Below are 25,780 nucleotides of genomic sequence, written 5' to 3'. Positions count from 1 at the left end.
GCCACCGAACTTGGCTGCCAGCACAGTGGTGATGGCGGCCGTCAGCGTCGTCTTGCCATGGTCCACGTGACCAATCGTGCCAACGTTCACGTGCGGCTTGGTCCGCTCAAATTTCTCTTTTGCCATTTTTCAGCTCCAAAACAAAATTGCCGAAACACCAGAACAAATATGGTGCCCTTGGCGGGAATCGGACCCGCGACCTCTCCCTTACCAAGGGAGTGCTCTACCACTGAGCCACAAGGGCCAAGACATCCGGCACACGCCAGATACCTGGAAAATCAACTCTGCGCCGCAACAGACAACCCAACAACCGGCAATGGAGCGGGAGACGGGAATCGAACCCGCGTCATCAGCTTGGAAGGCTGGGGTTCTACCATTGAACTACTCCCGCGCAAGCGCCTGCAGTCATTGGTGGAGGAGGCTGGATTCGAACCAGCGTACGCGTTAGCGGGCAGATTTACAGTCTGCTGCCTTTAACCACTCGGCCACCCCTCCACAACGCAGCCCAACATTATGCCACGGTTTTTTTGGCCGTGTCACTTCAACCCACCAACTTCCAGTCCACCACCGGTCGGCCGCTGGCCGCCAGCCACCGGTTGGCAGCACTGAAGTGACCACAGCCCAGAAACGGCACCGGTCCACGCATGGCGGACAGTGGCGAAGGGTGGTTCGCGCACAACACTTGATGCCGCGACTGATCGATGGCCCCCAGCTTTCTCTGGGCGTGGGCACCCCAAAGCATGAACACTTTGCCGTCTCCCGAAGCGTTGCAGGCATCAATCACTGCATCGGTAAGCACCTCCCAGCCGCGCCCGGCATGGCTGCCTGCCTGCCCGTCCTCGACCGTCAGGCTGGTATTGAGCAACAGAACCCCCTGCTCGACCCAGGGCATCAGCGACCCGCTGTCTGGAACGGGGAGCCCGAGGTCGCGATGCAACTCCTTGAAGATGTTGCGCAGGCTGGGCGGAATGCGCACGCCGGGCGCGACCGAAAAAGCCAGCCCCTCGGCCTGCCCCGGTCCGTGGTACGGGTCCTGGCCGACGATCACCACCCGGACCGACGCCGGCCCGCCCTCTGACAGTGCACGCAGAGGTTGTGGCGGATACACGACGGCGCCCTCCTGCAGCCGCTGCCGCAGAAACGCCAGCAGGGCGAGCCCGGCCGGATTCGCCCAGAACCTTTCCATCAGCGCACGCCAGCCCGCACCCACCGGCCAAAGCCCCGGATCGGCCTCCTGCAAGCGCGGCACGAGCGCCTGGCCGGCGTCGGCAGTACCTTCTCGGCCCCAGTCGAACGAACCCTGCTGCACGGACACTCAGGCAAACAGCTCAGCCAATGCCAGACCCGGCTCCGGCGCTCGCATGAAGGCCTCGCCAACCAGAAAGGCATTCACGTTCGCCGCACGCATGGTCTGCACATCGGCCTGGCCCAGGATGCCCGACTCGGTGATCAGCAACCGGTCGGCCGGCACGTCGGGCAGCAGGTCCAGCGTGGTCTGCAGCGTGACCTCAAAGTTACGCAGATTGCGGTTGTTGATGCCCACCAGCCGTGTTTTGAGCTTCAGGGCGCGCAGCAACTCGGCGCGGTCATGTACCTCGACCAACACCGACATGTTCATGACGTGGGCGATCGCCTCGAGGTCGGCCATCTGCGCATCGTCCAGACAAGCAGCGATCAGGAGGATGCAGTCCGCCCCCATGGCCCGGGCTTCGTAGACCTGGTACGGGTCGACCATGAAGTCCTTGCGCAACACCGGCAGGTCGCAGCTGGCGCGGGCCTGCTTGAGGTAGTCCGGGCTGCCCTGAAAAAACTGCTTGTCGGTCAGCACCGACAGGCAGGCAGCGCTGACCTTGCCGTCGCCCTCGGCGTAGCTCTGGGCGATGTCGGCCGGGATGAAGTCCTCGCGGATCACACCCTTGCTCGGGCTGGCTTTCTTGATCTCGGCGATCACCGCGGCCTGGCCGGCCGCGATCTTGGCGCGCAAGGCGCCTTCGAAATCGCGCGTGAGCACACGGCTTTCGGCGTCGAAGCGCATCGCCTCCAGCGGCTTCTTCTTGATGGCGGCGGCGATCTCTTCGCGCTTGACCGCCACGATCTTGTTCAGGATGTCACTCATGTTTCCGAGATTCCTTTGGCTGCGGGTCTTGCAGCACCTTTTTGATGACACGGTGCATCACCACACCGGCGACGATGAACAGCGCAGAAACGCCTAGGGCGATCCACGCACCTTCGTTCTGCAGCCAGGCCGGCATGCTCCACCCCTCAGGCCGTCGCCTGGGTGAAGGCCTTCAATTGCGCCAGCTTGGCCGCTGCGGCACCCGACTCGATGGTCTGGCGCGCCAGGGCAATGCCCTGCTTCATGTCGGCCGCCACATTGGCCGCGTACAGGGCCACACCGGCGTTGAGTGCCACGATGTCCTTGGCCGCCTTGAGCACCGGCTCGTCGCGGTTCTCCAGCACACCCAGCAGCATGGTTTTCGAGTCTTCCGGCGTCTCGACCCGCAAGGTGCGGCTGCTGGCCATGGTCAGGCCGAAGTCTTCGGGGTGGATCTCGAACTCGGCGATCTCGCCGTCCTTGAGTTCACCCACCATGGTGGCCGCGCCCAGTGACACCTCGTCCATGCCATCCCGGCCATAGACCACCACCGCGTGTTCGGCGCCCAGACGTTGCAGGGCGCGCACCTGGATCCCCACGAGATCGGGGTGGAACACGCCCATCAGGATGTTGGGGGCCGAGGCCGGGTTGGTCAGCGGCCCCAGGATGTTGAAGATGGTCTTGATGCCCAGCTCGCGGCGCACCGGGGCCACGTTCTTCATGGCCGGATGGTGGTTCGGGGCGAACATGAAGCCCACGCCGACCTCGGCGATGCTGCGCGCAATCGCGTCCGGCGGCAGGTTGATGTTGATGCCCAGGCTCTCCAGCACGTCGGCACTGCCGCTCTTGCTGGACACACTGCGGCCACCGTGCTTGCTGACCTTGGCGCCAGCGGCCGCCGCGACGAACATCGAGCAGGTGGAGATGTTGAAGGTGTGCGAACCGTCGCCGCCGGTACCCACGATGTCCACCAGGTGTGTCTTGTCGGCCACGTGCACCTTGGTCGAGAACTCGCGCATCACCTGCGCGGCCGCCGTGATCTCGCCGATGGTTTCCTTCTTCACCCGCAGGCCGGTGATGAGCGCCGCCATCATCACGGGCGACATCTCGCCATTCATGATGAGACGCATCAGGTGCAGCATCTCGTCGTGGAAGATTTCGCGGTGCTCGATCGTGCGCAGCAGGGCTTCCTGCGGGGTGATCTTGTGGGCTTGGGGCATGGAATGTCTCCGAGGTCAGCGGGAAGGATTGTCGGACATGGCCAGCTTGAGGCCAAAGCCGATGAACATGGCGCCAGCGGCCCTGTCCATCCAGTGCATGGCGCGTTGCACCGCGCCGACGCGGCGCGAGGCCCAACCGGCGAGCCATGCGTAGCCAAAGTTGATGGGCAGCGAGTTGATGTTGAACAGCAGGCCCAACAGCAGGAAGACGACCACCTTGTTGTCGGCGCCCGGCGCGATGAACTGCGGCACGAACGCCAAGAAGAACAGCGCGACCTTGGGATTGAGCACGTTGGTCAGGAATCCCTGGCGGTAGACGCGCCACAGGTCTGGCGCGGAGGCGGCAACATCGTCCACAGCCTGCACCACCGCCGCGCCGCCTTTGGCGACCAGCAGCTTCACCCCCATCCACATCAGGTAGGCCGCTCCCACCCACTTGAGCACGGCGAAGGCCATGACGGAGGTGGCCAGCAATGCGCCCACGCCGAGCGCTGCCGCAAACACGTGCACAAAGCAGCCGCTGACGATGCCCAGCGCGGCAACGATGCCTGCACGCACGCCGCTCTTGAGCGCGCTGCTCACGATGTAGAGCACGTCGGGACCGGGCGTGAGGTTGAGCAGCCAGCCTGCCGCAATGAACACCAGAAGTTGCGTCGAGTCTGGCATGCGCGTCTCCGGGAAGGAATCAGTAAGGGCCGGTGCGCCCGACGGCGGCCGATGCAGCAGGCGCTTCGGCAAAGAACCGCCGCACCGTCGCGATGGCATGGTCGATGCCCACCGCGTCCGCGTCGAGGTGCGTGACGAAACGGAGGCCGATCAGACCCGTGGCCAGCACACCGTTCACCTTCAGGAACTCCAGCAAGTCCGGGCCGCGGCCATCGGCCACGTCGACGAAGACGATGTTGGTCTGTGCCGACTTCACCGTCAGGCCGTCGATGCCAGCCAGGCCATCAGCCAGTCGCCGCGCATTCGCATGATCCTCAGCCAGACGCTCCACGTGGTGGTCCAGCGCGTGCAGTGCGCAGGCGGCCAGCAGCCCCGCCTGGCGCAGACCGCCGCCGGCCATCTTGCGGATGCGGCGAGCGCGCGCGATCAGCTCCTGCGAACCGCACAGGGCCGAACCGACCGGCGCACCCAGGCCCTTGCTGAAGCAGACCGAGAGGCTATCGAAATGGTCGGCGATCTCACGCAAACGGGCGAAAGCTCCCTGCCCCGGCGCGGCCGAGGCCACGGCGGCGTTGAACACGCGCGCGCCGTCAAGATGGGTATTGAGCCCCTTCTCTCGCGCCAGCGCCGTGGCGCCGCGCAGGTAGTCGTCGGGCATCACATGGCCGTTCCAGGTGTTTTCCAGGCACAGCAGCCGGGTGCGTGCGAAGTGCGGGTCGTCGGGCTTGATGGCCGCCGCGATGTCGGCCAGTGCCATGCGCCCCTGTGCGTCCTGCGTCAGCGGTTGCGGTTGTACGCTGCCGAACACCGCCGCGCCACCGCCTTCGTAGCGGTAGGTATGGGCCAGCTGGCCGACGATGTATTCGTCGCCACGCCCGCAGTGCGCCAGGATGCCGCAGAGGTTGCTCTGCGTGCCCGAAGGCATGAACAGCGCGGCCTCCTTGCCAGTGAGCGCCGCGATGCGCTCCTGCAGCGCATTGACCGTCGGGTCGTCGCCGAACACATCGTCACCCAGGGGCGCAGCCATCATGGCGGCGCGCATGGCGGCCGTCGGTTGCGTGACGGTGTCGCTGCGCAGGTCGACGGTCTTCATGCTTGCTCCAGGAAGTTCTTGAGCATCGCGTGGCCATGTTCGGTCAGGATGCTCTCGGGATGGAACTGCACGCCTTCGATCGCCAGCGTCTTGTGTTTGACGCCCATGATCTCGCCGTCCGGCGTCCAGGCGGTGACCTTCAGGCAGTCCGGGCAGCTTTCACGTTCAATGGCCAGCGAGTGGTAGCGGTTGACGGTGAACTGCTCGGGCAGTTGGGCGAACACGCCCTCCTGCGTGGTCGTGATGACGCTGGTCTTGCCGTGCATCAGCTCTTGCGCCCGGATGATCCTGCCGCCGAACGCAGCGCCGATCGCTTGATGACCCAGGCAGACGCCAAGGATGGGCAGCTTGCCCGCAAAGTGCTGGATGGCCGGCACCGAGATGCCCGCTTCGGCCGGCGAGCAGGGGCCGGGCGAGATCACCAGGCGGTCGATCTGGCCGGCGTCCAGGAGGCGCTGGATCTCTTCGACCGTGATCTCGTCGTTGCGCACCACGGTCACGTCGGCACCGAGTTCACCGAAGTACTGCACGATGTTGAAGGTGAACGAGTCGTAGTTGTCCACCATCAAAACCCTGACGCCCCCACGCTCCCCCGCTGCGCGAGGTCCGCTGCCCCCCAAGGGGGCTTGAACGGCTTGGGACGGCCCGGCGCCGTTCATGTCTTGGATCTTTTTCGTCATGGTGCTCACTCCAGACCTTCCTCGACCAGTTCCGCCGCACGCAGCAGCGCGCGGGCCTTGTGCTCGGTTTCCCTCCACTCCATCTCGGGCACCGAGTCGGCCACCACGCCGGCCGCGGCCTGCACGTGCAGGGTCTGGTCCTTGATGATTGCGGTGCGGATGGCGATCGCCACGTCCATGTCGCCGGCATAGCTGAGGTAGCCGCAGGCGCCGCCGTAGATGCCGCGCTTGACGGGTTCGAGCTGGTCGATCAATTCCATGGCGTGCACCTTGGGAGCGCCGGTCAGCGTGCCGGCCGGGAAGGTGGCCTTGAGCACGTCCATGTTCGTCATGCCGTCGTTGAGCACGCCCTCGACGTTGCTCACGATGTGCATCACATGGCTGTAGCGCTCGACCACGAAGGCCTCGGTCACCTTGACGCTGCCGATCTTCGCGATGCGGCCGATGTCGTTGCGTGCCAGGTCGATCAGCATCACGTGCTCAGCGCGCTCTTTCGGGTCGGCCAGCAGTTCGACCTCGGTCGCCTTGTCCTTCTCGGGCGTGGCGCCGCGCGGGCGGGTGCCGGCCAGCGGCCGGATGATGACTTTCTGGCCTTCTTCCGTGTGCTCCTGGCGCACCAGGATTTCCGGCGATGCCCCCACCACGTGAAAGTCCCCGAAGTGGTAGTAATACATGTAGGGCGACGGGTTCAGCGAACGCAGCGCGCGGTACAGGCTCAGCGGCGACTCGGTGTAGCGCTTGCTGATGCGCTGGCCTACCTGCACCTGCATGAAGTCGCCAGCGGCGATCAGCTCCTTGGCGCGGTCCACGGCGCCCAGGTAGTCGGCCTTGGCGAAGCTGCGCTCGGCCGGGTGGCTCTGGCTCGGCTTGACCACCGGGGCGGCGACCGAATACTTCAGCGCGTCCTTCAGCTCACGCACGCGCTTCTTGGCGTTGGCATAGGCCTCAGGCTGGGCCGGGTCGGCGTAGACGATCAGGTAGAGCTTGCCCGAAAGGTTGTCGATGACCGCCAGCTCCTCGCACTGCAGCAGCAAGATGTCGGGCGTGCCCAGGGTGTCGGGCGGGCAGCTGTTCTCCAGCTTCTTCTCGATGTAGCGGACTGCGTCATACCCGAAGTAGCCGGCTAGGCCACCGCAAAAGCGCGGCAGGCCGGGCCGCAGCGCGACCTTGAAGCGCTGCTGGTAGCTTTCGATGAAGTCCAGCGGGTTGCCGTGGTTCGTCTCCACCACCGCGCCATCGCGCACGACTTCGGTCTTCGCGCCGGCACCGAAGCCGCTGGCGCGCAGCAGGGTGCGCGCGGGCAGGCCGATGAAGCTGTAGCGGCCAAAACGCTCGCCGCCGACGACGGATTCGAGCAGGAAGCTGTTGGCGCCGTCGCCGCGGCCATGGGCCAGCTTGAGGTAGAGAGAGAGCGGGGTTTCGAGGTCCGCGAAGGCCTCGGCCATCAGCGGGATTCGGTTGTAGCCCTGTTGCGCGAGGCTCTTGAATTCGAGTTCGGTGATCACGGTTCTTGCTCCGGTGGGCTGGGGCGCTGTGGCCGCCGTGCCATCTGTGGGGGTCGCAGCCGCGAAGGCTGCAGGCTAGCGGGGCGCGGGAGGGTCGCGTCGCGACCGGACCGGGGCCCCTTCAGAGGGGAGAGTTCACGTTGACGCTGGCTTGCGCCAGGGCCAGGCTCCCCGGCCATTGCGGCCAGGTGCGAAACCTGCAAGGAACGTGAATGAAGCAGACATGACCGGAGCAGTGTAGCAAAGCCGGTCACCCGGGTGACGCGACCGGCCAGCCCTCACAGCCATCGGAGGGAGACTCCCTCTTGTTCCCGGAAGGCGCTTTGCGGACAATGCTCAACCGAACGATCGTTCTATTCGGAGCACCCAACCATGTATCCACCGAACGCGAGCCGCCTCCTGCGCCAGATCACCGTGGGCGCCGCCCTCACCGCCAGCCTCTGCGCGGGGGCGGTGGAAGTGGCGGGCGTGAAAATTGACGACCGGGTCACCCTGGCGGGCAAACCGCTGGTGCTCAATGGAGCCGGCATCCGCTACAAGGCCGTGTTCAAGGTGTACACCGCCGGCTTCTATGTCGAAAAGCCGGCCAACACGCCCGATGGTCTGCTCGACCAGCCCGGCCCCAAGCGCATGACGATCACCATGCTGCGCGACATCGACTCGGCCGAGCTGGGCAAGCTGTTCTCGCGCGGCATGGAAGACAACATGGAAAAGGGCAGCTTTGCCAAGCTGGTGCCCGGCGTGATGCGCATGAGCCAGGTTTTCACCAACCACAAGACACTCAAGACGGGCGAGAACTTCGTGCTCGACTGGATTCCCGGCACCGGCACCGTGCTGACGGTCAAGGGGCAGGTCGAGGGCGAACCCTTCAAGGAGCCGGAATTCTTCGAGGCCCTGATGCGGATCTGGCTCGGTCCCAAGCCGGCGGACTGGCAACTCAAGGACGCCCTGCTGGGCATCCGGAAGTAAAAGCATCCGTCTGTACCCTTGAGGCGACCGGCGGTCCCAGCCCTAGGGTTAACCCTGTAAGTCGGGAGGAAGGGAGCGGGTGCAATCCGGCTTTTTCCGAAAGCCCTCCGCCCCCATGCTCCGACGCAGTCTGATCCAGGCCGCCGCCCTTTGCGGCGCCCTTCCCCTGCCCGCCATCGCCCAGGAATCCGGCGACATCGTCGTGGCCCAGATCGGACCGTTCACGGTCCTGCCGGCGCCCGATCCCAAGGAACTGAACGAAGGCCTGGTGGCGGCCTTCGACGAGCTCAATGGCAAGGGCGGCATCAACGGCCGCAAGGTGCAGTTGCTCAAGCTGGACGACACCTACAGCTTCGACGGCTTCAAGGCCCGTCTGGACGAGGTCATGGCGCGCAAGCCGGTCGCTCTGCTGGCGCCGCTCGGTTCCGCCACCCTGAAGGGCCTGCTGGAAAGCAAGCTGCTGGACAGCACCGACATCACCATCCTGAACGCCGTGCCGGGCGCGGGCGTGCTGCGCGATCCGGGGCATCCGAAGTTCTTCCACATCCGCGCCGGCGATGCGCAGCAGATCCAGAAGATCGTCTCGCACGCCCGCGCGCTGAGCATCAAGTCCATGGGTGTGATGTACCAGGATCTGCCGATCGGCAGCTCGGGCCTCGCATCGGCCAAGGCCGCTGCGTCGGCCGATGGGGGCGGCCTGCAGATCGTGGAAGCCAAGGCCGGTACCGACCCGGCCGCCATCCAGCAGGCGGCGAAGGCCCTGGCGACCGCGGCCCCGCAGTCCGCCCTGGTGGTCGGTGCCCCCAAGTTCGTGGCCGACAGCATTGCGGCCCTGCGCGCGGCGGGCGTGTCGCAGATGATCTTCACGCTCTCATACCTGCCCGGTTCGGCCCTGCTCAAGGCCGCCGGGCCGGGCGCGCGCGGTGTGGGCATCGCGCAGACCTATCCAAACCCGGCCGGGGTGTCGTTGCCGCTGCAGCGCGCCTTTCGCGCCGCCATGCAGGCCAAGCACCCGGGCATTGCCGCCCCGACCTCGTTCCACATGGAAGGCTATGTGACTGCGCGCGTCTTCGCCGAGGCAGCCCGCCGCGCCAAACCGTTGACCCCGGGTGGCCTGGCCGAGTCGCTGCGCCGCATGGGCGAGGTCGATCTCGGCGGCTTCCGCGTCAACTTCAGCAAGGGCAACGTCGGCTCCAGCTGGGTCGACATTGCCGTCGTCAACGCCGAGGGCAAGCTGGTTTACTGACCGGGGATCCCAATCAGCGCCGGCAGCGCATCGAGCCGGTCGACGCAGGCTTCGGCACCGGCCTGCTGCACGGGCTCACCGTGGTTGTAGCCATAGCTCACCAGCACCACCGGGCAGCCGGCGGCGCGCGCCGCCTGCGCGTCGTTCTGCGAGTCGCCGACCATCAGCGCCCGTTCTGGCGCCACACCCATCGCGGCGCAGGTGCCCAGCAGCGGCATCGGGTCGGGCTTCTTGCGTTCGAAGCTGTCGCCGCCGAACACCCAGCCGAAGAATCCGTCGAGCGCTTTGACTGCCAGCAACCCCTGCGCGAAGGCCAGAGGCTTGTTGGTCAGGCAAGCCATGGGCAACCCGAGGGCCTTCAGAGCCTCCAGCCCTTCCACCACGCCGGGATAGACCGCCGAGAACTGGCCGTTGATGCGCCGGTAGTGGTGCTGGTAGCGCTGCCAGGCGGGCTCGTAAAGCGTGTCGGCGTTGCGCGCCTGGCAGACGTTGGCCAGCCCCGTCACTTCGGGCAGGGCCAGCTGGTGCGCCAGCACCGAGCGGATCAGGTGCTCCGACCCTTTGCCGACGGTGCGTTCGATCAGCGCGCGCGTGACCGGCGGCAGGTCGAGGTCGGTCATGGTGCGGTTCAGCGCCTCTTCAAAATCCCCGAGTGTGTCGACCATCGTGCCGTCGAGGTCGACGATCACCGCCTGAATCGGGCCCAGCATCAGGCGAGCGCCTTTCGCATGTCGTCGATCACCGACTTGTAGTCCGGCTTGCCGAAGATGGCGCTGCCAGCCACGAAGGTGTCGGCGCCCGCATCGGCAACACGGCGGATGTTGTCGGCCTTGATGCCGCCGTCCACTTCGAGGCGGATGTCCTTGCCCGACGCCTCGATGCGTTTCTTCGCCGCCTCAATCTTGCGCAGGGCCGAGTCGATGAAGCTCTGGCCACCGAAACCCGGGTTGACGCTCATGATCAGGATCAGGTCGATGTCCTCGATCACCCAGTCCAGCACGTCCAGCGGTTCGGCCGGGTTGAAGGTCAGGCCGGCCTTGCAGCCTTTGGCCTTGATGGCCTGCACGCTGCGGTGAACGTGGCCCGACGCGTCGGGGTGGAAGCTCACCAGGTCGGCGCCCGCGTCGATGAAGGCGCCGGCCAGCGCATCCACTGGCTGGATCATCAGGTGCACGTCGATCGGCACCGGCGAGCCGTCGGGCTTCTTCGCGTGTGGCTTGAGCGCCTGGCAGACCATGGGGCCGAAGGTCAGGTTGGGCACATAGTGGTTGTCCATCACGTCGAAGTGGATCCAGTCGGCGCCGGCGGCGACGACGTTGCGGACTTCTTCGCCCAGGCGGGCAAAGTCGGCGGAAAGGATGGACGGGGCGATGCGGTAGGTGGTCATGGGGCGGGAAGTCCGGTGGTCGAAGGGCGCATTTTCGCAGGGCCGGCGCGGCTCTGCTGCATCGCGGTAACATGCCCGGCATGCCGAAATACCAGTTCACCTGCGAGGTCGAGCCCCAGTACCTGGCCGAGCAATCGTCCCCGGACGAAGACATCTACGCATTCGCCTACACCATCACCATCACCAACAGCGGTGACGTGACGGCACAGCTGATCGCGCGGCACTGGATCATCGACGACGCGCGCGGCCACACCGAAGAGGTCAAGGGCCTGGGCGTGGTGGGCAACCAGCCGCTGCTGCGCCCGGGCGAATCCTTCCAGTACACCAGTGGCACCCGCCTGTCCACGCGTTCGGGCAGCATGCGCGGCAGCTTCTTCTGCGTGGCCGAAGACGGCGAGCGCTTCGAGGCCGAGGTGCCGGAATTTGCTCTCGTGGCCGACGCCGCCGGCGGCGAACAGGCACCGCGCGTGCTGCACTGAGGCCCACACCATCGCGCGCCGCATGGAACTGGTCCACCTGCTTGACCAGCTGGATCCCGACGCACCGCAGGCCGAGCGGCATCTCTGGCTGATCGACACGCTGCGCTGGGTGCGCGGCGACGATGGCAATCCCCAGACCAGCGTGGCCCGCGTGCGCCTGCTGCTCGATGCGGTACAGGCACGGCCCGAGTGGCTGGCGCGCTGGCGTGCCTGGTGGCAGCGCTTCACCGACTCGGTGGACGTCGCCCCGCTGCTGGCCGATCACGGCTTCGCGCCGCGCACCGCCTTCCTCAGCGAGTTCGGCCACCGGGTGCGCAAGAAGCTTCTGCCCGGCACGCCAGAGACCTCTGATCTCGGTACGCTGTTCGATCTGCTGCTGCCCACCGCCGACGATGTGCGCTGGCTGCGCGCGCTGGACAGCCAGACGCTGCAGCGCATCCGCGAACTGCTGTTCCCGCACGACGGTGCTGCGGCAATCGCCGGGCTCTGGGACCGCGCCCTGCTCGACGCGCTGGTGTTCAGCGTCGGCCAGATCACCGCGACCGGCTACGCGGCCGAAATCCGGGTGCGCATGTCCGACGCCGCCAAGGCCGAGCGCACCTTCCACCAGCTGCCGGTCGACATGGAGGCACTGCGCGAAGCGGTGCTCACCCACGGCACCCGCAGCAACGAAGCCCTGGCCGCCGCGACCACGCTGCGCAGCCAGCTGGACGCCTGCCGTCACGCGGCCTACACCGTCTACGCGCACCTGGACGCGCACGGCGTCTCGGTCGGCATCGTGTTCCGCCTGCGGCAGCTGCGCGAGCGCGTGCTGCGCGCCAAGTCGCTGCTGGACTGCCTGCAGTCGGAGCAGCCCGAACGCGCCACCGCAGCCCTGATCGCCGATCTGGCCCAGGTCGGCCAGGACAACCGCAGTCTGCGCGCACTGATCGCCAGCAGCTCGCACCTCACGGCCGCCAAGGTGGCCGAACGCAGCGCAGAAAGCGGCGAGCACTACATCACCCGCGACGCCGCCGAATACCGCCAGATGCTGGGCAAGGCGGCCGGTGGCGGCGCGCTGATCGGCCTGACCACCTGGGTCAAGTTCGCGCTCTACGGCCTGGGCCTCTCGCTGTTCTGGAACGGTTTTGCCGCCGGCCTGAACTACGCCTTCTTCTTCGTGCTGGTGCAGTTGCTGCATTGGACCGTGGCGACCAAGCAGCCGGCCGTCACCGCGCCGGCCATGGTCGCCAAGCTGCGCGACATCCGCCAGCCTGGCGCGGTGCGCAGCTTTGTCGACGAGGTGGCCAACCTGCTTCGCTCGCAGATCGCCGCCATCCTGGGCAACGTCGGTCTGGTGATCCCGGTCGTGATGCTGATCAGCGCCGGGCTCAGCCAGTTCACCGGCGCGCAGATGATCGACGCCGACAAGGCGAAACACGTGCTGCACGACATGCAGCTGCTGGGTCCGACCGTGCTGTTCGCCGCTTTCACCGGCGTGCTGCTGTTCGCCTCCAGCATCATCGCCGGCTGGGTCGAGAACTGGTTCGTGTTCCACCGCCTCGATTCGGCCATCCGCCACAACCCGCGCTACCGCGCCTGGCTGGGCCGCGAGCGCGCCGACCGCTGGGCCACCTTCCTGCGCAACAACATCTCTGGCCTGGCCGCCAACATCTCGCTGGGCCTGATGCTGGGCATCGTGCCGGCGTTCGCCGAATTCTTCGGGCTGAACCTGCAGGTGCGCCACGTCACCCTCTCGGCCGGGCAGATGGCCGCCGCCGCGATGGCGCTGGGCACCGAGGTGCTGCGCGACCCGGAATTCTGGTGGGCCGTGGCCGGAGTGGTGGTCATTGGACCGTTGAACCTGGCGGTGAGTTTCTACCTCGCGTTCCGCCTGGCCCTGCGTGCCCAGGCGACCAATGACGCCAGCCGCAGCCGCATCTACGCCGCCATCCGCTACCGCCTGCGGCACGCGCCGCTGAGCTTCCTGCTGCCGCCGCGCCCCGGCGACGGACCACCGCGGGACCACCGCGTCGACGACCTGAACGCCGAGAGCACCGAAGCGGATGCATCCCGGCATTGAGCACATGGGCGAATTCGAACTGATCCGCCGCCACTTCGTGCGCGGCCAGAGCGGCCCCGGTGTGGCACTGGGCATCGGCGACGATTGCGCCCTGCTGCGCACCACGCCCGGCCAGCAACTCGCCGTGTCCAGCGACATGCTGGTCGAAGGGCGGCACTTTTTCCCCGACGTCGACCCCGAAGCCCTGGGCCACAAGTCGCTGGCAGTCAACCTGAGCGACCTGGCCGCGATGGGCGCGCAACCACTGGGCTTCACGCTGGCGCTTGCGCTGCCCGCAGCCGACGAAGCGTGGCTGCGCGGATTTTCCGGCGGCCTGCACGCGCTGGCCGACGCCCACGCTTGCCCGCTAGTCGGCGGCGACACCACGCGCGGCCCGCTGAACATCTGCATCACGGTCTTCGGAGAAGTGACCGCCGGCCAGGCGCTGCGGCGCGACGCAGCCCGGGCCGGCGACGACCTCTGGCTCAGCGGCCGCACCGGTGAGGCGCGGCTGGCGCTGGAGCGCCTGCGCGGCACGGCCTGGGCGCTGGCCGACCGGTCGGACGAAGCCCTCTGCCGCCAGCGGCTGGAACGCCCGACGCCCCGGCTGGCGCTGGGCATCGCGCTGGCCGGGATCGCGCACGCCGCGCTCGACCTGAGCGACGGTCTGGCGGGCGACCTTGGACACATCCTGGCGGCCAGCGGCGTCGGTGCCGAGATCGATCAGAACGCGCTACCGGTCGCTCCAGCGCTGCAGGACCTGCCCGAAGCACAGCGGCTCGAATGCCTGCTGCACGGTGGCGACGACTACGAGCTGCTGTTCACCGCGCCCACCGACGCCCGCGAGGTTGTGTCACGGGCGGCACAGGCCAGCGGCACACCGGTGCAGCGCGTCGGCCGCATCACCGATGGCGGCGGATTGCGCCTGCTCGGCCCCAACGGCCGTGCGCAAACCCTGCAGGCCCGCGGCTTCGACCACTTCGCCACAGGCTCTGCCCCGGTTTCATAATCGGACCATGTCCGAGACCCTGACCGCCGACGCAACGCCACCGGTGGTGCTGCGACCCACGCTGAAATTCCTGCTGGCCCATCCCGCGCACTTCATCGCGCTGGGCGCCGGCTCGGGCCTGTCGCGCGGCGCACCCGGCACGGTCGGCACGCTCTGGGCCTGGGCGGCGTTCGTCATCCTGCAGCCGCACATGAGCGACCTGCGCTGGGGCGCGCTGATCGCCCTCTCCACCCTAGCCGGATGGTGGGCTTGCACCGTCACCGCGCAGCACATGCGCATTGCCGACTCCGGCCACATCGTCTGGGACGAGGTGGTCGCCTTCTGGCTGGTGCTCTGGCTGGTCACGCCCGCCGGTTTCTGGGGCCAGCTCGGCGCCTTTGCGCTGTTCCGACTGTTCGATGCGGTCAAGGTCGGGCCGATGGCCTGGGCCGACAAGACCTTCAAGGGTTTCGGGCCACGTGGCGGCTTCGGCATCCTGCTGGACGACTTCGCGGCCGCGCTGTGCACGCTGCTGGTCATCGCTGTCTGGAGGTACTGACCCATGGCCACCGTCGACACCCTGGTACGGCAACTGGCCGACGCGCTCAAGGCCCGCGGCCAGATGATGGCGACGGCCGAGAGCTGCACCGGTGGCCTGATCGCTGGTGCCTGCACCGAAATCAGCGGGTCCAGCGACTGGTTCGAGCGCGGCTTCGTGACCTACTCCAACGACGCCAAGAGCGAGCTGCTGGGTGTGCCGGCGGCGCTGATCCATGACCACGGCGCGGTCAGCGAAGCGGTGGCGCGCGCGATGGCGACCGGCGCCGTCGCCAATGCGCACGCCCACTGGTCGCTGGCGGTGACCGGCATCGCAGGTCCCACGGGTGGCAGCGCCGACAAACCGGTCGGCACGGTCTGGTTCGGCTGGGCCACGCCGCAGGGCGTCTACACCGAACACCAGCGTTTCGACGGCGACCGCGCGGCCGTCCGCCAGGCCACCGTCGCCCATGCACTGGCCGGCTTGCTGCAGCGGATCGTCTCAGCCCACTGAAGCCAGCGTGCGCTGCAGGCCCTCGCGGTAGTCCGTCGCGCGCAGGCCGAAGGCGCGTTCGATCTTGCGGCTGTCGAAGCGGTAGTCGTGCTCGAACTGGTACATCATTTCGTCGTTCTCGCGCAGGATGGGCACGAACCAGCCCATCACCCGCAGCAGCCAGCGCGGCGCCACCTGCATGCGGTGCGGTCGCCCGGCCAGTTCATTGGCCAGCCGCACCAGCTGTTCGCCAGTCATGGCCTCGGCCGAGGTCGGCAGGTGCCAGGTCTGGCCCCAGGCCGACGGCTCCAGCGCCAGCCGGGCCAGCGCGGCGCCCGCGTCGGGCGTGTACGTGAAGGTGTGCACGGCACGCGGATTGCCCACCCATTGCGGTGTCTTGCCGACCTGCAACCGCGACACCACCACCGACTCGATCAGGCTGTTGGTCGCGCCCGGACCGTAGAAGTCGGCCGATCGGGCGATCTGCGCGGTCAGGCCGTTGCGGCGCACGGCGTCCAGCAGCGTGGTGGCGATGGCGGCGCGCACTTCGCCCTTGCGGCTGCAGGGGTTGAAGGGTGTGTCTTCGGTCATCGGCCCCTGGACCCGGCCATAGGCGTAGACGTTGTCTAAGAACACCAGCCGCGCGCCGTGGCGCAGACAGGCTTCGATGGTGTTCGCCATCACCCGCGGCCATTCCGCTTGCCAGACCGCCGTGTCGTAGCGCAGCCCGGCCACCAGATGGACCACCGCGCTGCCCGCCACGGCTCGGTCAACGGCGCTCGCATCGAGCAGGTCGGCCGTGGTGCTCTCGACACCCTCCGGCGCCGGATGGGCACGGCGGCTGGCCAGCCGCACGCGCACGCCCTGGGCCCGCAGCGAGGCGGTGAGTTCGCGGGCGATGACGCCGCCGGCGCCGAGCACGGTGTGAAGGTCGCCGCTGCCTGGCGCGGACGAAGAAGAGTGGTGTGTGGACATGCGGTCATTGTGTGGCGGCATGGCCGGCGGCACAATCGCCGGATGTGCAGTCCTGCTATGCATTTCTGAATATGTCCGATTTCAACTGGGCACTGATTCCTTCTTTCCTCGCCGCCCACGCCCGGGGCAGCCTGCTGGGCGCCGCGCGCGAGCTGGGCATCAGCCAGCCTACCGTGGGCCGCCACATTGCGCAGCTCGAAGCACAGCTGGGCACGCCGCTGTTCGAGCGCACGCCGCGCGGACTGGTGCCCACCGCCGCTGCCCGCCGGCTGGCCGAAGCGGCGCGGGCCATGGAAGCCGGCGCGCAGTCGCTGGTGCGCGGCGCGCAGCAGTCCCAGACGGCGCTGTCGGGCACGGTGCGCATCTCGGCCAGCCAGCCGGTCGCCTGCGTGCTGTTGCCGCCGGTGTTGACGCGTCTGCGGCGCGTGCTGCCGGCGGTGCAGATCGAGCTGGTCTCCAGCAACGCGATCAGCGACCTGATGCGGCGCGAGGCCGACATCGCCGTGCGCATGGTCAAGCCCACGCAAGGCTCGCTGGTCGCGAAACGCATCGGCCAGGTGGCACTGACCGTTTGCGCCCACCGCGACTACCTGCGCATGCACGGCACACCGCACGAACCGGCCGAACTGCTGACACACGAGCTGGTTGGCGACGACCGCACCGGCGAGATCGAACGCGGCTTCGCGGCCATGGGCCACCCGCTGGATCCGACCCGCATTGCGCTGCGCACTGATGACATGATTGCCTACTGGTCGGCGGTGCGCGCCGGCATGGGCATCGGCTTCGTGGCGCGCTACATGCTGCGTGAGGACCCCGATGTACAGGCGCTGCTGCCCGAGCTGCCGCTGCCGGCGCTGCCGGTCTGGCTGGTGGTGCACCGCGAGATCCGCAGTGTGCGCCGGGTGCGCGCGGTCTACGACTCCCTGGCGCGCGAACTGCCCGGCCTGTTCTGACAAGATCGCGCCATGGCCGAAGCCTTCAAGAACCTCATCAACGCCCGCACGGTCGACCTGGCCGGGCGACACCTGCATCGTGTGTGGAGCGGCTTCGACCGCCGCCGCTTCGTACAGCACGCCGCCACCGGGCTCGACGCGCTCGAATTCAAGGCGCGCGCCATGCAACTGGCGGACGCGCTGGAAGCCGCGCTGCCCTCGGAGTTCCCCCGCGCGGCCCTGATCATCGAAGCCAGCCTCGCGCCGCCGACGCCGCTGGACGCGCAAGGTGAGCCGGTGGGGCTGGCCAGCGGCGACACCGAGGCCGACGATGATGCCGGCCTGCGCGGCTGGGTGGTCTGGTCGCTGGCCGAGTTCGTGGCCCGCCGCGGCATGGACGAGGTGCCGCGCGCGCTGGACTGTCTGCGCGCGCTGACGCAGCGCTTCTCGGCCGAGTTCGCGATCCGCCCCTTCATCCAGCGCCAACCGGACGCCGTTTTCCCGGTGCTGCAGCGCTGGCTGGAGGACCCCAGTGCCCATGTGCGCCGACTGGTCAGCGAGGGTTCGCGGCCCCGCCTGCCCTGGGGCCTGCGTCTGCAGGCGCTGGTCGCCAACCCATCACCCACCCTGCCACTGCTGCGCGCGCTGCAGGACGATCCAAGCGCCTATGTGCGGCGCAGCGTCGCCAACCACCTCAACGACATCGCCAAGGACCACCCCGATCTGGTCGCCGCCTGGGTGCAGGAGCACCGGCAAGGCGCGGGCGCCCAGCGGGTGTCGCTGCTGCGCCACGCCAGCCGGGGCCTGATCAAGCAGGGCCATGCACCCACCCTGTCGGCCTGGGACCTTGCGCACGGCTTTGAAGGCCAGGCCAGCCTTGCGCTGTCGGCTGGCCGGGCGAACGTGGGCGATGCGATTGGCCTCACGCTGCAGCTGCGCTCCAACAGCGCCCGCCCGCAAACGCTGGTGATCGACTATGTGGTGCATCACCAACGGGCCAACGGCCGCACCAGCCCCAAGGTCTTCAAGGGCTGGAAGACCACGCTGGCAGCGGGTGACACCGCCACGCTCGCCAAGACCCACAGCCTGCGCCCGGTCACCACCCGCACGCTCTACCCTGGCGAGCACCGGATCGACATCCAGATCAACGGCCGCATGTGCGCCAGCAGTGCGTTCGACCTCCTGGCCTGACTCGGAAAGTCGCCAAATAAGTGTGATCTACCGCACACTTTTGATGCAGGACTGCACATCCGACGGGAGCAAGCCCCAGGAAAGTAATTCATTTGAAGCAGTTCAAGGCCGGGGCCGCGGTTCAGCCCTAAGCTGATTGCCCTATCCGCCGCCAGCCCTCTTCGCCCGGCGTGCGCCGCATCCGCCATGAATCTGCAACGACTTCTGGATCGACTGCCCTGGTCGCGTTCGCGCGCCCCTGCGGCGCCAGACAACACGCTGACCAAGCCGCCGGTGACCGGCGGCGCTGCGGCAGAGCCGCGTCCGATGCCGCCGATCGACCGGCTGGAGCTGCAGGCGGCCATCATCCATCACCTGGAGTGGTGCGTGCTGTTCAACGAGCATCTGTCGGTCGATGGCGCGCAGGCGCAACACCAGACGCCGCTCCCCGGCGCCGCCGACAGTGCCCTGGGCCAGTGGCTGGCGCGCATGGCGCAGCGCCCGGTCGGAGAGCACCCGCATTTCGTCGAACTGCAGCAGGAACACCTGCGCTTTCATGCACTGGGCCGGCAGGCGCTCGACCACGCGCGCAACCACCGCATGGACCTGGCCAGCACCCTGCTCAACACCGAATTCGAACGCAGCCGCGCCCGCATTCTCGACATGCTGCGCCGGATGCAACGCAGCTAGAACATCCCCCGGAGGCGTCTTATGCCCCGTGGCATTTCTTGTATTTCTTCCCGCTGCCGCAGGGGCAGGGATCGTTGCGGCCTGGCTCGGCCGCCTTGCGCACCGGGTCCACACGCGGGCCCAGACTCTTCCAGATCTGGTGCAGGTCATAGACCGCCCAGATCGCCGAACCGAAGGCGTTGGCGCGCGCGTCGCTCACGCTGGGCGGGCCTTCTTCGGCGTGCATGTTGAACTCGGGCTGGCCGGTGTCGTCCTCGGTCAGCACCACGATGGCGTCCAGCGCCTCGTCGATCCAGGTCGCGGTTTCGCCGTCGCGCGGCGGGGTCCAGTCCTCGTCCCAGTTTTCGACCACGAACATGAAGCCCAGCGCCCAGACCTGGCCGAACGCCGGCAGGGCCTGCCCGGCCATCTCGGCGCGCTCGGCCTCGGGCAGCATGGCCACCGCGCCGCGCACGTCCATCACCTCGGGGTGGTAGGCGCGCTCGTCGTCCAGGGTCTCGACCGGCGCGGCCAGCGACGCGGCCACCTCGTTCCAGCGGCGGTCCCACAGCGCCTTGAACTGCGATTCCTGCGCCGCGTCGGCGAACGCCAGATCGTTTTCCTCGTCTCCGACGCCCACCACCACCGGCAGTGCCTCGTCGGCAGACACCGGGCGGCGCGTGCACAGCAGGGCCGCAATGGCACCCTCGCAGAACTCCCATTGCGGCACTTCATCGTCGCGCTCGCGCAGGTCATCAAGGATGGCCTCCAGCGTGTCAAATTCGGCGTTGTCCATCGGGGGCAGGGTTTCGGTGGTCATGGGAAGGCGGGGCGGGTCTTAAGATGCGGGCCAGTGTAGCCGCGCCACCCTGGGAAACCGCCATGCTTGACCGACTGAACGCCATCTATCCCGTGCGGTACACCGCGCTAGCGCTGTGCGTGCTGTGCGCCCTGCTGAGCCTCTTCACCCTGGTCGGCTTCGGCATCGGTGGATTCTGGTTTCTGGTCTTCACCGGCCTGGCGGTGCTGGGCGCCTGGGACCTGCGCCAGACCAAGAGCGCCATCCTGCGCAACTACCCGGTCATCGGCCACCTGCGTTTCATGCTGGAGAAGATCCGGCCGGAGATGCGCCAGTACTTCATCGAAAGCGACACCGAGGCCACGCCCTTCTCGCGCAGCCAGCGCAGCCTGGCCTACGCGCGCGCCAAGGACGAAACCGACAAACGCCCCTTCGGGACCCAGCTTGATGTCACGGCCGATGGGCACGAGTGGATCAACCATTCGCTGGCGCCCACGCACGTCGCCTCGCACGACTTCCGCCTGACCATCGGTGGTCCCGACTGCGCGCAGGCTTACGAAGCCAGCGTGTTCAACATCTCGGCCATGAGCTTCGGTGCGCTCTCGGCCAACGCCATCCAGGCGCTCAACAGCGGCGCGAAACAGGGCCGCTTCGCCCACGACACCGGCGAAGGTTCGATCAGCAGCTGGCACCGGCTCCACGGTGGCGACCTGGTCTGGGAAATCGGCTCGGGTTACTTCGGCTGTCGCGACGAACACGGCCGCTTCAACGCCGACCGCTTCAAGGCCAACGCGCTGGACCCACAGGTGAAGATGATCGAGCTCAAGCTCAGTCAGGGCGCCAAACCGGGCCACGGCGGTGTGCTGCCCGGACCCAAGGTCACGCCCGAGATCGCGGCTGCGCGCGGCGTGTCGGTCGGGCAGGACTGTGTCTCGCCCGCCGCCCACAGCGCCTTTTCGACGCCGATCGAAATGCTGCGCTTCATCGCCCACCTGCGCGAACTCTCGGGCGGCAAACCGACCGGCTTCAAGCTCTGCATCGGTCACCCCTGGGAATGGTTCGCGCTGGTCAAGGCCATGCTGCAGACCGGCATCACGCCCGACTTCATCGTCGTCGACGGTGCCGAAGGTGGCACAGGCGCCGCGCCGCTGGAATTCACCGACCACGTCGGCGCGCCGCTGCAGGAAGGCCTGCGCCTGGTGCACAACACGCTGGTGGGCGTGAACCTGCGCGACCGCATCAAGGTCGGCGCCTCCGGCAAGATCGTGAGCGCCTTCGACATCGCGCGCGCCATGGCAATCGGCGCCGACTGGTGCAACAGCGCGCGCGGCTTCATGTTTGCGCTGGGCTGCATCCAGGCCCAGACCTGCCACACCGGCCAGTGCCCGACCGGCGTCACCACTCAGGACCCGGTGCGCCAGCAGGCCCTGGTGGTGCCCGACAAAGCCACGCGCGTGCTGCACTTCCACCAGAACACGCTCAAGGCGCTGCAGGAGCTGGTGCAGGCGGCCGGTCTGCAACATCCGGGCGAGATCAGCGCGCACCACATCGTGCGGCGGGTCAACGAAAACGAGGTGCGGCTGTTGGCCAACCTGTTGCCGACCACCGCGCCGGGCACCCTGCTCGGCGACCTGCAGGGCCAGCACCCGGTGTTCACCACCTACTGGCCACGCGCCCGCGCCGAACAGTTCGCGCCGGCCTGAGCCGGCCATTCCTTTCAAAGACATCCACGGAGAAACACGTGCCCAAATTCCTGAACGTCGGCGGCAACAGCAAGAAGATCCCCGTCCCCCCTTTCTATGCACACTGGGAGCACGTCCTGCTGGACATTGATCCGCGCGGCAACCCCGACGTGGTGTGCGACGCCCGCACCCTGGAGACATTGCCTGCAGCCACCTACGACTCGGTCTACTGCTCGCACAACCTGGAGCACTACTTCCACCACGAGGCGCAACAGGTCCTCAAGGGCTTCGCCCACGTGCTCAAGCCCGACGGATTTGCCTTCATCCGCGTGCCCGACATGCAGGAACTGATGGCGACCGTGGTCGAGCGCAAGCTGGACATCGACGACGTGCTCTACCAGTCGCCCGCCGGGCCGATCATGGTGCGCGACGTGATGTATGGCTACGGTGTCGAGATCGAACGCAGCGGCAACCCCTACTACGCCCACAAGACCGGCTTCACCAAGTCCTCGCTGATCAAGATCCTGCGCGCCAACGGCTTCCCGATCGTGTTCACCGGCACGGGACAGCTGGAAGTGCAGGCCTACGCCTTCAAGCAGCCGCCGTCCCAGGCGATGGCGCAGAAGCTCAACCTGCCTGGGCGGCAGGCGGCCACTGCCGGCTGACCGTCGCTCCCAGCCGCGCCAGTCGCTTGCCCATGCAGAGCACGGCCTTGTCCTTGCTCAGCAGCGTCGCGGTGTGCGCCACGGCGAGGTCGATGAACTGCTGGTCGTCGGGGTCCTTGCAGGTGTAGGGCGCCTTGGGCGCGACGTCCACGATCTGCGCGCGCCCATCGAACGCTGCCAGCACCGCCTCGGCGTCCTGTTGCCGGGCTTCCAGACGTTTGACCACCTGCGGATAAGTCAGCACGCGCCGCAGCTCCTCGCGCATGACCGGCGTGGCCAGCCAGCGGGACTGTGCATCGGCCAGCCACTCGCGCAGCGGCACCGTCGCCGGGTCCTCGTAGACGAACAGGTCGAGCACGATGTTGGTGTCGAGCACCAGCACCGTCGGCACGGCGTTCATGCCGATGGCTCGGCGGGCGCGCGGCGCGCCATGAGGTCGAAGCGGAACAGGCGGCACTCGATCGGCCCGTTCCACAGCGGCACGCGGCGCGACTCCTTGAAACGCATCTTGCCCGGCAGCTTGAGGTCGGGCGTCAGCAGCCAGGCGCTCCAGCCGGCGTAGTGGCTTTTCCAGTGCGTCGCCAGCTGCTGGAAGAAATCGCTGCCGTCGCTGCCATCGGCCATCTGCGCACTCTCGCGGCCCAGACCCGCCTCGGGCGCAGGCCTGGCGCCGACGGTGAAGGTGCGCGGAGCACGTTCACCGCGTTCGGCCGCCCGCACCTGCGCGTTCTGACCGGCCACGCCGGCCGCCGCGATGCGCTCGCCGTACGGCGGATTCAGCAGCATCACGCCGGGCTGGTCCGTCGGCGGCATGCGCTGCAACGCGTCGCCACCGCGCAGCTCCATCGCAAACGCCACGCCCGCGCGTTCGGCGTTGCGCTGCGCAAAGTCGACCATGCGGAACGCCACATCGCTGCCAAACACGATGGGCTTGCGGCCGGCCGGCCAGTCGCGGCGCTGTTTTGCCGCCTCATCTTTCAGTGCATGCCAGACGTGCGGCTGGAACGGCAACAGCTTCTCGAAGGCAAAGCGGCGCTGCAGGCCTGGCGCCACGTGCAACGCGATCTGCGCCGCTTCGATCGCCACCGTGCCGCTGCCGCAGCAGGGGTCGTACAGCGGCACGATGTCGTCCAGGGTGGCCGCCTCGGCGCCGTTCCAGCCCGTGGCCGCGATCATGGCCGCCGCCAGCGTTTCCTTCAGCGGGGCGTCGCCCTTGTCCTCGCGCCATCCCCGCTTGAACAGAGGCTCACCCGAGGTGTCGATGTACAGGCTGACCGTGTCGGTGGTCAGGTGGGCATAGAGGCGCACGTCGGGCCAGGTGGTGTTGACGCTGGGCCGCTCGCCGCGCCGGTCGCGGAATCGGTCGCAGACCGCGTCCTTGATCTTCAGTGCCGCGAAGTTCAGGCTCTTGAGCGGACTGTGCTGGGCCGTGACCTCGACCTTGATGGTCTGCTGCGGCGTGAACCAGATTTCCCAGGCGACCTCGCTGGCCGCGGCATACAGGTCGTTCTCGCTGCGGTAGCCGCCGTGCCAGAGCTGCACCAGCACCCGCTGCGCCAGGCGGCAATGCAGGTTGAGCTTGAGCGCATCGCGCCACGAAGCCTCCAATGCCACGCCCGCGCGCCACTTCTGCACCTCGGTCGCGCCGGTGATGCGCGTGACCTCGGCGGCCAGGTAGTCCTCCACGCCAGCGGCGCAGGGGAGGAAGAGTTGAAGCTGGTTCATGAATGGAAACCTAACGAACAAACACCGCACGTTTGGCACAGCCCCTTCCAGCGTGCACCACGGAACCGGCTTTGCCGGGCCGTTGGTGCAGCCCCCTGGGGGGTGACGCGAAGCGGCGCAGGGGGTTACAAAGCTTTCCGAAGGTTCGCGGGCGCGATGCGCAGTGCCTCGCGGTATTTCGCGACCGTGCGGCGCGCGCACTCGATGCCCTGCTCCTTGAGCAAGTCCGAGAGCTGGTTGTCCGACAGAGGCTTGGAAGGCTCTTCGGACGCGATGAACTGCTTGAGCAGGGCGCGCACGGCCGTGCTCGACGCGTTGCCGCCGGTCTCGGTGCCAAGCGACGAGCCGAAGAAATACTTGAGCTCGTAGGTGCCGAACGGCGTGGCCATGTACTTGGCGGTGGTCACACGGCTGATGGTCGATTCGTGCAGTCCCAGCTCGTCGGCGATCTCGCGCAGCACCAGCGGTCGCATGGCGAGTTCGCCGTGCATGAAGAAGTTGCGCTGGCGTTCGACGATGGCGCTGGAGACGCGCAGGATGGTGTCGAAGCGCTGCTGGATGTTCTTGATGAACCAGCGCGCTTCCTGCAGGCGCTGCTGCATGGCCGCGTGGCCCGCTTCGCCGCCGCCATCGCGACCGCGGCCACGCATGGCGTTGGCGTACACATCGTGCACCCGCAGGCGCGGCATGACCTCGGCGTTGAGCGTGACCTTGAAGCCGCGGCCGGCGCGCGTGACGATCACGTCGGGCACCACGACGTTGCGCTCGACATCGACAAAGCGCCGGCCTGGCTTGGGTTCCAGCCGCGCAATCAGCGCCAGGCCGGAGCGCACAGCCTCGTCGTCCTGGCCGGTGGTCGCGCACAGGCGCTTGATGTCGCGTTTGGCGATCAGCTCCAGCGGCTGCTCGCAGATCGCCAGGGCCGCGCGGGCCGCGGGCGTGTTGCGCAATTCCAGGATCTGCAGCCGCAGGCACTCGCCCAGATCGCGGGCACCGACGCCGGAGGGTTCCATCTGCTGCAGCCACTGCATCGCCGTGCCCAGCCGCTGCTCGATGGCTTCAACTTCTTCGAACGGCGGCTCGGTGTCGGCCGGGACCTGCGCCGAGGCCGTCAGGCGCCAGCAGGCGCGCGCCAGGTCGTGCAGGCTTTCTTCGAGGTAACCGTCGTCGTTGAGCGACTCGATCAGGAAATACAGGGCGGCGGCGTCTTCGTCGGACAGCCGCAGGCAGCGCGCCTGCTCGTGCAGATGGTCCTGCAGGCTGACCGGCTCGCGGGCCAGTTCGGCCGCGGTCGCGGTTTCATCGTCGCCGCCGGAGGCATTGTTGTTGCGCGCGGGCGCGTCACCGCCCCACTCGCTGTCGTCGGGCGCCATCTCGACCGTGCCATCGCCTTCCCAGCTCTCTTCCACGGGCGAGGCCCCGTCGAGGCGGCTCTCGACCTCGTCAGCGGCGCCACTCTCGGACGATTCGGTCGTCGATGTCCGGGTGTCGGCCTCCGGCAGGCGCGGTTCCGGCGCAGGCTGCGCAGCCTCCGCCAGTTGGTCAGCCGCTACTACTGGCGCGTCGACCGTGTCGACACCAAATTCCTCGCGCTCGGCCGTTTCTTCGCCGCGGTCCAGGAACGGGTTCTCGTCGAGCATCTGCTCGACTTCCTGCGCCATTTCAAGCGTGGACAGCTGCAACAGCCGGATCGATTGCTGCAGCTGGGGAGTGAGGGCGAGATGCTGCGAAACCCGCAGCGAGAGACCTTGCTTCATCCGCTCA

28 protein-coding genes and 3 tRNA genes are annotated in these 25,780 nt (G+C 67.6%); 12 read left to right on the top strand and 19 right to left on the bottom strand.

Annotation, left to right across the window (positions count from 1 at the left end; all coding sequences use genetic code 11):
- The 12 genes from ACLIJ1_RS23015 to trpE all read right to left on the bottom strand — a co-directional run.
- Positions 1-126 (bottom strand): GTP-binding protein (locus tag ACLIJ1_RS23015; protein WP_253946095.1); only part of this gene is annotated, 126 nt, incomplete at its 3' end.
- A gap of 43 nt (positions 127-169) precedes the next feature.
- A tRNA-Thr gene (locus ACLIJ1_RS23010) sits at positions 170-244 on the bottom strand.
- A 73-nt stretch (positions 245-317) separates the two neighbouring features.
- Positions 318-391, bottom strand: a tRNA-Gly gene (locus ACLIJ1_RS23005).
- Between the two features lie 18 nt (positions 392-409).
- Positions 410-495: transfer RNA gene (locus tag ACLIJ1_RS23000), tRNA-Tyr, on the bottom strand.
- Between the two features lie 46 nt (positions 496-541).
- A complete protein-coding gene (locus tag ACLIJ1_RS22995) occupies positions 542-1,186 on the bottom strand; it encodes a uracil-DNA glycosylase (RefSeq protein WP_411367911.1) in 645 nt (214 codons plus the stop codon).
- A gap of 129 nt (positions 1,187-1,315) precedes the next feature.
- Positions 1,316-2,116, bottom strand: coding sequence for an indole-3-glycerol phosphate synthase TrpC (trpC, locus tag ACLIJ1_RS22990; RefSeq protein WP_411367899.1), 801 nt, complete (start codon positions 2,114-2,116; stop codon positions 1,316-1,318).
- Positions 2,109-2,252 (bottom strand): hypothetical protein, encoded by a 144-nt coding sequence (locus ACLIJ1_RS22985; RefSeq protein WP_411367898.1) that lies wholly within the window; start codon positions 2,250-2,252, stop codon positions 2,109-2,111. The genes trpC and ACLIJ1_RS22985 overlap by 8 nt, the downstream gene beginning before the upstream one ends.
- A gap of 10 nt (positions 2,253-2,262) precedes the next feature.
- A complete protein-coding gene (gene trpD, locus ACLIJ1_RS22980) occupies positions 2,263-3,315 on the bottom strand; it encodes an anthranilate phosphoribosyltransferase (RefSeq protein WP_411367897.1) in 1,053 nt (350 codons plus the stop codon).
- Positions 3,316-3,330: 15 nt separating this feature from the next.
- A complete protein-coding gene (locus tag ACLIJ1_RS22975) occupies positions 3,331-3,981 on the bottom strand; it encodes a LysE family translocator (RefSeq protein WP_411367896.1) in 651 nt (216 codons plus the stop codon).
- A gap of 19 nt (positions 3,982-4,000) precedes the next feature.
- Positions 4,001-5,074, bottom strand: a complete 1,074-nt coding sequence (gene ltaE, locus ACLIJ1_RS22970; RefSeq protein WP_411367895.1) for a low-specificity L-threonine aldolase — start codon at positions 5,072-5,074, stop codon at positions 4,001-4,003.
- Positions 5,071-5,640 carry an anthranilate synthase component II gene (locus ACLIJ1_RS22965; RefSeq protein WP_411367894.1) on the bottom strand — a complete coding sequence of 190 codons (570 nt, stop codon included), beginning with the start codon at positions 5,638-5,640 and terminating at the stop codon, positions 5,071-5,073. Before ACLIJ1_RS22965 ends, ltaE begins: the two co-directional genes overlap by 4 nt.
- A 119-nt stretch (positions 5,641-5,759) precedes the next feature.
- Positions 5,760-7,259, bottom strand: coding sequence for an anthranilate synthase component I (gene trpE / locus ACLIJ1_RS22960; protein WP_411367893.1), 1,500 nt, complete (start codon positions 7,257-7,259; stop codon positions 5,760-5,762).
- Positions 7,260-7,631: 372 nt separating this feature from the next.
- On the opposite strand from trpE, the gene ACLIJ1_RS22955 reads away from it, so the two are divergent.
- Positions 7,632-8,228 carry a chalcone isomerase family protein gene (locus ACLIJ1_RS22955; protein WP_411367892.1) on the top strand — a complete coding sequence of 199 codons (597 nt, stop codon included), beginning with the start codon at positions 7,632-7,634 and terminating at the stop codon, positions 8,226-8,228.
- A gap of 115 nt (positions 8,229-8,343) precedes the next feature.
- Entirely contained in the window at positions 8,344-9,474 is a 1,131-nt protein-coding gene (locus ACLIJ1_RS22950) for an ABC transporter substrate-binding protein (protein WP_411367891.1), read from the top strand.
- Here ACLIJ1_RS22950 and gph read toward each other — a convergent pair.
- Positions 9,468-10,184, bottom strand: a complete 717-nt coding sequence (gene gph / locus ACLIJ1_RS22945; protein WP_411367890.1) for a phosphoglycolate phosphatase — start codon at positions 10,182-10,184, stop codon at positions 9,468-9,470. The genes ACLIJ1_RS22950 and gph overlap by 7 nt on opposite strands.
- Positions 10,184-10,861, bottom strand: coding sequence for a ribulose-phosphate 3-epimerase (rpe, locus tag ACLIJ1_RS22940; RefSeq protein ID WP_411367889.1), 678 nt, complete (start codon positions 10,859-10,861; stop codon positions 10,184-10,186). The genes gph and rpe overlap by 1 nt, the downstream gene beginning before the upstream one ends.
- 80 nt (positions 10,862-10,941) lie before the next feature.
- Here rpe and apaG point away from each other — a divergent pair, with 80 nt between their 5' ends.
- Genes apaG through ACLIJ1_RS22915 form a run of 5 tightly spaced genes read left to right on the top strand, consistent with a single transcriptional unit; the run spans position 10,942 to position 15,420 of the window.
- Positions 10,942-11,340 (top strand): Co2+/Mg2+ efflux protein ApaG, encoded by a 399-nt coding sequence (gene apaG, locus ACLIJ1_RS22935; protein WP_411367910.1) that lies wholly within the window; start codon positions 10,942-10,944, stop codon positions 11,338-11,340.
- Positions 11,341-11,362: 22 nt separating this feature from the next.
- Positions 11,363-13,402, top strand: coding sequence for a site-specific recombinase (locus ACLIJ1_RS22930; RefSeq protein WP_411367888.1), 2,040 nt, complete (start codon positions 11,363-11,365; stop codon positions 13,400-13,402).
- Positions 13,403-13,406: 4 nt separating this feature from the next.
- Positions 13,407-14,390 (top strand): thiamine-phosphate kinase, encoded by a 984-nt coding sequence (gene thiL / locus ACLIJ1_RS22925; protein ID WP_411367887.1) that lies wholly within the window; start codon positions 13,407-13,409, stop codon positions 14,388-14,390.
- Between the two features lie 7 nt (positions 14,391-14,397).
- Positions 14,398-14,928 (top strand): phosphatidylglycerophosphatase A, encoded by a 531-nt coding sequence (locus ACLIJ1_RS22920; RefSeq protein WP_411367886.1) that lies wholly within the window; start codon positions 14,398-14,400, stop codon positions 14,926-14,928.
- 3 nt (positions 14,929-14,931) lie between these two features.
- Positions 14,932-15,420, top strand: coding sequence for a CinA family protein (locus ACLIJ1_RS22915; RefSeq protein ID WP_411367885.1), 489 nt, complete (start codon positions 14,932-14,934; stop codon positions 15,418-15,420).
- On the opposite strand, the gene ACLIJ1_RS22910 is transcribed toward ACLIJ1_RS22915, so the two are convergent.
- Positions 15,409-16,374: an NAD-dependent epimerase/dehydratase family protein gene (locus tag ACLIJ1_RS22910; protein WP_411367884.1), complete on the bottom strand. Its 966-nt coding sequence runs from the start codon at positions 16,372-16,374 to the stop codon at positions 15,409-15,411. The genes ACLIJ1_RS22915 and ACLIJ1_RS22910 overlap by 12 nt on opposite strands.
- Before the next feature lie 71 nt (positions 16,375-16,445).
- Here ACLIJ1_RS22910 and ACLIJ1_RS22905 point away from each other — a divergent pair, with 71 nt between their 5' ends.
- The 3 genes from ACLIJ1_RS22905 (at position 16,446) to ACLIJ1_RS22895 (ending at position 19,166) form a co-directional block, all read left to right on the top strand.
- Positions 16,446-17,327, top strand: coding sequence for a LysR family transcriptional regulator (locus ACLIJ1_RS22905; RefSeq protein WP_411367883.1), 882 nt, complete (start codon positions 16,446-16,448; stop codon positions 17,325-17,327).
- A gap of 12 nt (positions 17,328-17,339) precedes the next feature.
- Positions 17,340-18,497, top strand: coding sequence for a DNA alkylation repair protein (locus tag ACLIJ1_RS22900; protein ID WP_411367882.1), 1,158 nt, complete (start codon positions 17,340-17,342; stop codon positions 18,495-18,497).
- 186 nt (positions 18,498-18,683) lie between these two features.
- Positions 18,684-19,166, top strand: coding sequence for a hypothetical protein (locus ACLIJ1_RS22895; RefSeq protein WP_411367881.1), 483 nt, complete (start codon positions 18,684-18,686; stop codon positions 19,164-19,166).
- Positions 19,167-19,185: 19 nt separating this feature from the next.
- Here the strand turns inward: ACLIJ1_RS22895 and ACLIJ1_RS22890 are convergent, their stop codons facing one another.
- Positions 19,186-19,965 (bottom strand): UPF0149 family protein, encoded by a 780-nt coding sequence (locus ACLIJ1_RS22890; protein ID WP_411367880.1) that lies wholly within the window; start codon positions 19,963-19,965, stop codon positions 19,186-19,188.
- Between the two features lie 62 nt (positions 19,966-20,027).
- Between ACLIJ1_RS22890 and ACLIJ1_RS22885 the strand changes: the two genes are divergently transcribed.
- Both ACLIJ1_RS22885 and ACLIJ1_RS22880 read left to right on the top strand, forming a co-directional pair.
- On the top strand, positions 20,028-21,647 hold the full coding sequence (locus ACLIJ1_RS22885; protein WP_411367879.1) for an FMN-binding glutamate synthase family protein: 1,620 nt from the start codon (positions 20,028-20,030) through the stop codon (positions 21,645-21,647).
- Between the two features lie 38 nt (positions 21,648-21,685).
- Entirely contained in the window at positions 21,686-22,291 is a 606-nt protein-coding gene (locus ACLIJ1_RS22880) for a class I SAM-dependent methyltransferase (protein WP_411367878.1), read from the top strand.
- Here ACLIJ1_RS22880 and ACLIJ1_RS22875 read toward each other — a convergent pair.
- From ACLIJ1_RS22875 to rpoN, 3 genes are all read right to left on the bottom strand, one after another.
- On the bottom strand, positions 22,254-22,691 hold the full coding sequence (locus ACLIJ1_RS22875; protein WP_411367877.1) for a putative toxin-antitoxin system toxin component, PIN family: 438 nt from the start codon (positions 22,689-22,691) through the stop codon (positions 22,254-22,256). The two genes, ACLIJ1_RS22880 and ACLIJ1_RS22875, sit on opposite strands and share 38 nt — an antisense overlap.
- A complete protein-coding gene (locus ACLIJ1_RS22870; protein ID WP_411367876.1) occupies positions 22,688-24,016 on the bottom strand; it encodes a THUMP domain-containing class I SAM-dependent RNA methyltransferase in 1,329 nt (442 codons plus the stop codon). The genes ACLIJ1_RS22875 and ACLIJ1_RS22870 overlap by 4 nt, the downstream gene beginning before the upstream one ends.
- A 125-nt stretch (positions 24,017-24,141) precedes the next feature.
- A complete protein-coding gene (gene rpoN / locus ACLIJ1_RS22865; protein WP_411367875.1) occupies positions 24,142-25,773 on the bottom strand; it encodes an RNA polymerase factor sigma-54 in 1,632 nt (543 codons plus the stop codon).
- Positions 25,774-25,780 lie beyond the last annotated feature (7 nt).

The sequence above is a fragment of the Hydrogenophaga sp. RWCD_12 genome (genome assembly GCF_046604225.1).
Classification (GTDB): Bacteria; Pseudomonadota; Gammaproteobacteria; order Burkholderiales; family Burkholderiaceae_C; genus Hydrogenophaga.
Note: the sequence above shows the minus strand (reverse complement) of the source record. Positions and strands in the feature narration are given on the sequence as shown.

Excerpts from the sequence above, each read along its gene's own strand:
- gph (WP_411367890.1), bottom strand. The coding sequence starts at position 10,184 with ATGCTGGGCCCGATTCAGGCGGTGATCGTCGACCTCGACGGCACGATG.
- ACLIJ1_RS22875 (WP_411367877.1), bottom strand. The coding sequence starts at position 22,691 with ATGAACGCCGTGCCGACGGTGCTGGTGCTCGACACCAACATCGTGCTC.
- ACLIJ1_RS22975 (WP_411367896.1), bottom strand. The coding sequence starts at position 3,981 with ATGCCAGACTCGACGCAACTTCTGGTGTTCATTGCGGCAGGCTGGCTG.
- trpD (WP_411367897.1), bottom strand. The coding sequence starts at position 3,315 with ATGCCCCAAGCCCACAAGATCACCCCGCAGGAAGCCCTGCTGCGCACG.
- rpe (WP_411367889.1), bottom strand. The coding sequence starts at position 10,861 with ATGACCACCTACCGCATCGCCCCGTCCATCCTTTCCGCCGACTTTGCC.
- thiL (WP_411367887.1), top strand. The coding sequence starts at position 13,407 with ATGGGCGAATTCGAACTGATCCGCCGCCACTTCGTGCGCGGCCAGAGC.
- apaG (WP_411367910.1), top strand. The coding sequence starts at position 10,942 with ATGCCGAAATACCAGTTCACCTGCGAGGTCGAGCCCCAGTACCTGGCC.
- ACLIJ1_RS22995 (WP_411367911.1), bottom strand. The coding sequence starts at position 1,186 with ATGGAAAGGTTCTGGGCGAATCCGGCCGGGCTCGCCCTGCTGGCGTTT.
- ACLIJ1_RS22895 (WP_411367881.1), top strand. The coding sequence starts at position 18,684 with ATGAATCTGCAACGACTTCTGGATCGACTGCCCTGGTCGCGTTCGCGC.
- ACLIJ1_RS22950 (WP_411367891.1), top strand. The coding sequence starts at position 8,344 with ATGCTCCGACGCAGTCTGATCCAGGCCGCCGCCCTTTGCGGCGCCCTT.
- ACLIJ1_RS22890 (WP_411367880.1), bottom strand. The coding sequence starts at position 19,965 with ATGACCACCGAAACCCTGCCCCCGATGGACAACGCCGAATTTGACACG.
- ACLIJ1_RS22915 (WP_411367885.1), top strand. The coding sequence starts at position 14,932 with ATGGCCACCGTCGACACCCTGGTACGGCAACTGGCCGACGCGCTCAAG.
- ACLIJ1_RS22955 (WP_411367892.1), top strand. The coding sequence starts at position 7,632 with ATGTATCCACCGAACGCGAGCCGCCTCCTGCGCCAGATCACCGTGGGC.
- ACLIJ1_RS22905 (WP_411367883.1), top strand. The coding sequence starts at position 16,446 with ATGTCCGATTTCAACTGGGCACTGATTCCTTCTTTCCTCGCCGCCCAC.
- ACLIJ1_RS22965 (WP_411367894.1), bottom strand. The coding sequence starts at position 5,640 with ATGGTGGACAACTACGACTCGTTCACCTTCAACATCGTGCAGTACTTC.
- rpoN (WP_411367875.1), bottom strand. The coding sequence starts at position 25,773 with ATGAAGCAAGGTCTCTCGCTGCGGGTTTCGCAGCATCTCGCCCTCACT.
- ACLIJ1_RS22885 (WP_411367879.1), top strand. The coding sequence starts at position 20,028 with ATGCTTGACCGACTGAACGCCATCTATCCCGTGCGGTACACCGCGCTA.
- ACLIJ1_RS22985 (WP_411367898.1), bottom strand. The coding sequence starts at position 2,252 with ATGCCGGCCTGGCTGCAGAACGAAGGTGCGTGGATCGCCCTAGGCGTT.
- ACLIJ1_RS22900 (WP_411367882.1), top strand. The coding sequence starts at position 17,340 with ATGGCCGAAGCCTTCAAGAACCTCATCAACGCCCGCACGGTCGACCTG.
- ACLIJ1_RS22930 (WP_411367888.1), top strand. The coding sequence starts at position 11,363 with ATGGAACTGGTCCACCTGCTTGACCAGCTGGATCCCGACGCACCGCAG.
- trpC (WP_411367899.1), bottom strand. The coding sequence starts at position 2,116 with ATGAGTGACATCCTGAACAAGATCGTGGCGGTCAAGCGCGAAGAGATC.
- ACLIJ1_RS22910 (WP_411367884.1), bottom strand. The coding sequence starts at position 16,374 with ATGTCCACACACCACTCTTCTTCGTCCGCGCCAGGCAGCGGCGACCTT.
- ACLIJ1_RS22870 (WP_411367876.1), bottom strand. The coding sequence starts at position 24,016 with ATGAACCAGCTTCAACTCTTCCTCCCCTGCGCCGCTGGCGTGGAGGAC.
- ACLIJ1_RS22920 (WP_411367886.1), top strand. The coding sequence starts at position 14,398 with ATGTCCGAGACCCTGACCGCCGACGCAACGCCACCGGTGGTGCTGCGA.
- ltaE (WP_411367895.1), bottom strand. The coding sequence starts at position 5,074 with ATGAAGACCGTCGACCTGCGCAGCGACACCGTCACGCAACCGACGGCC.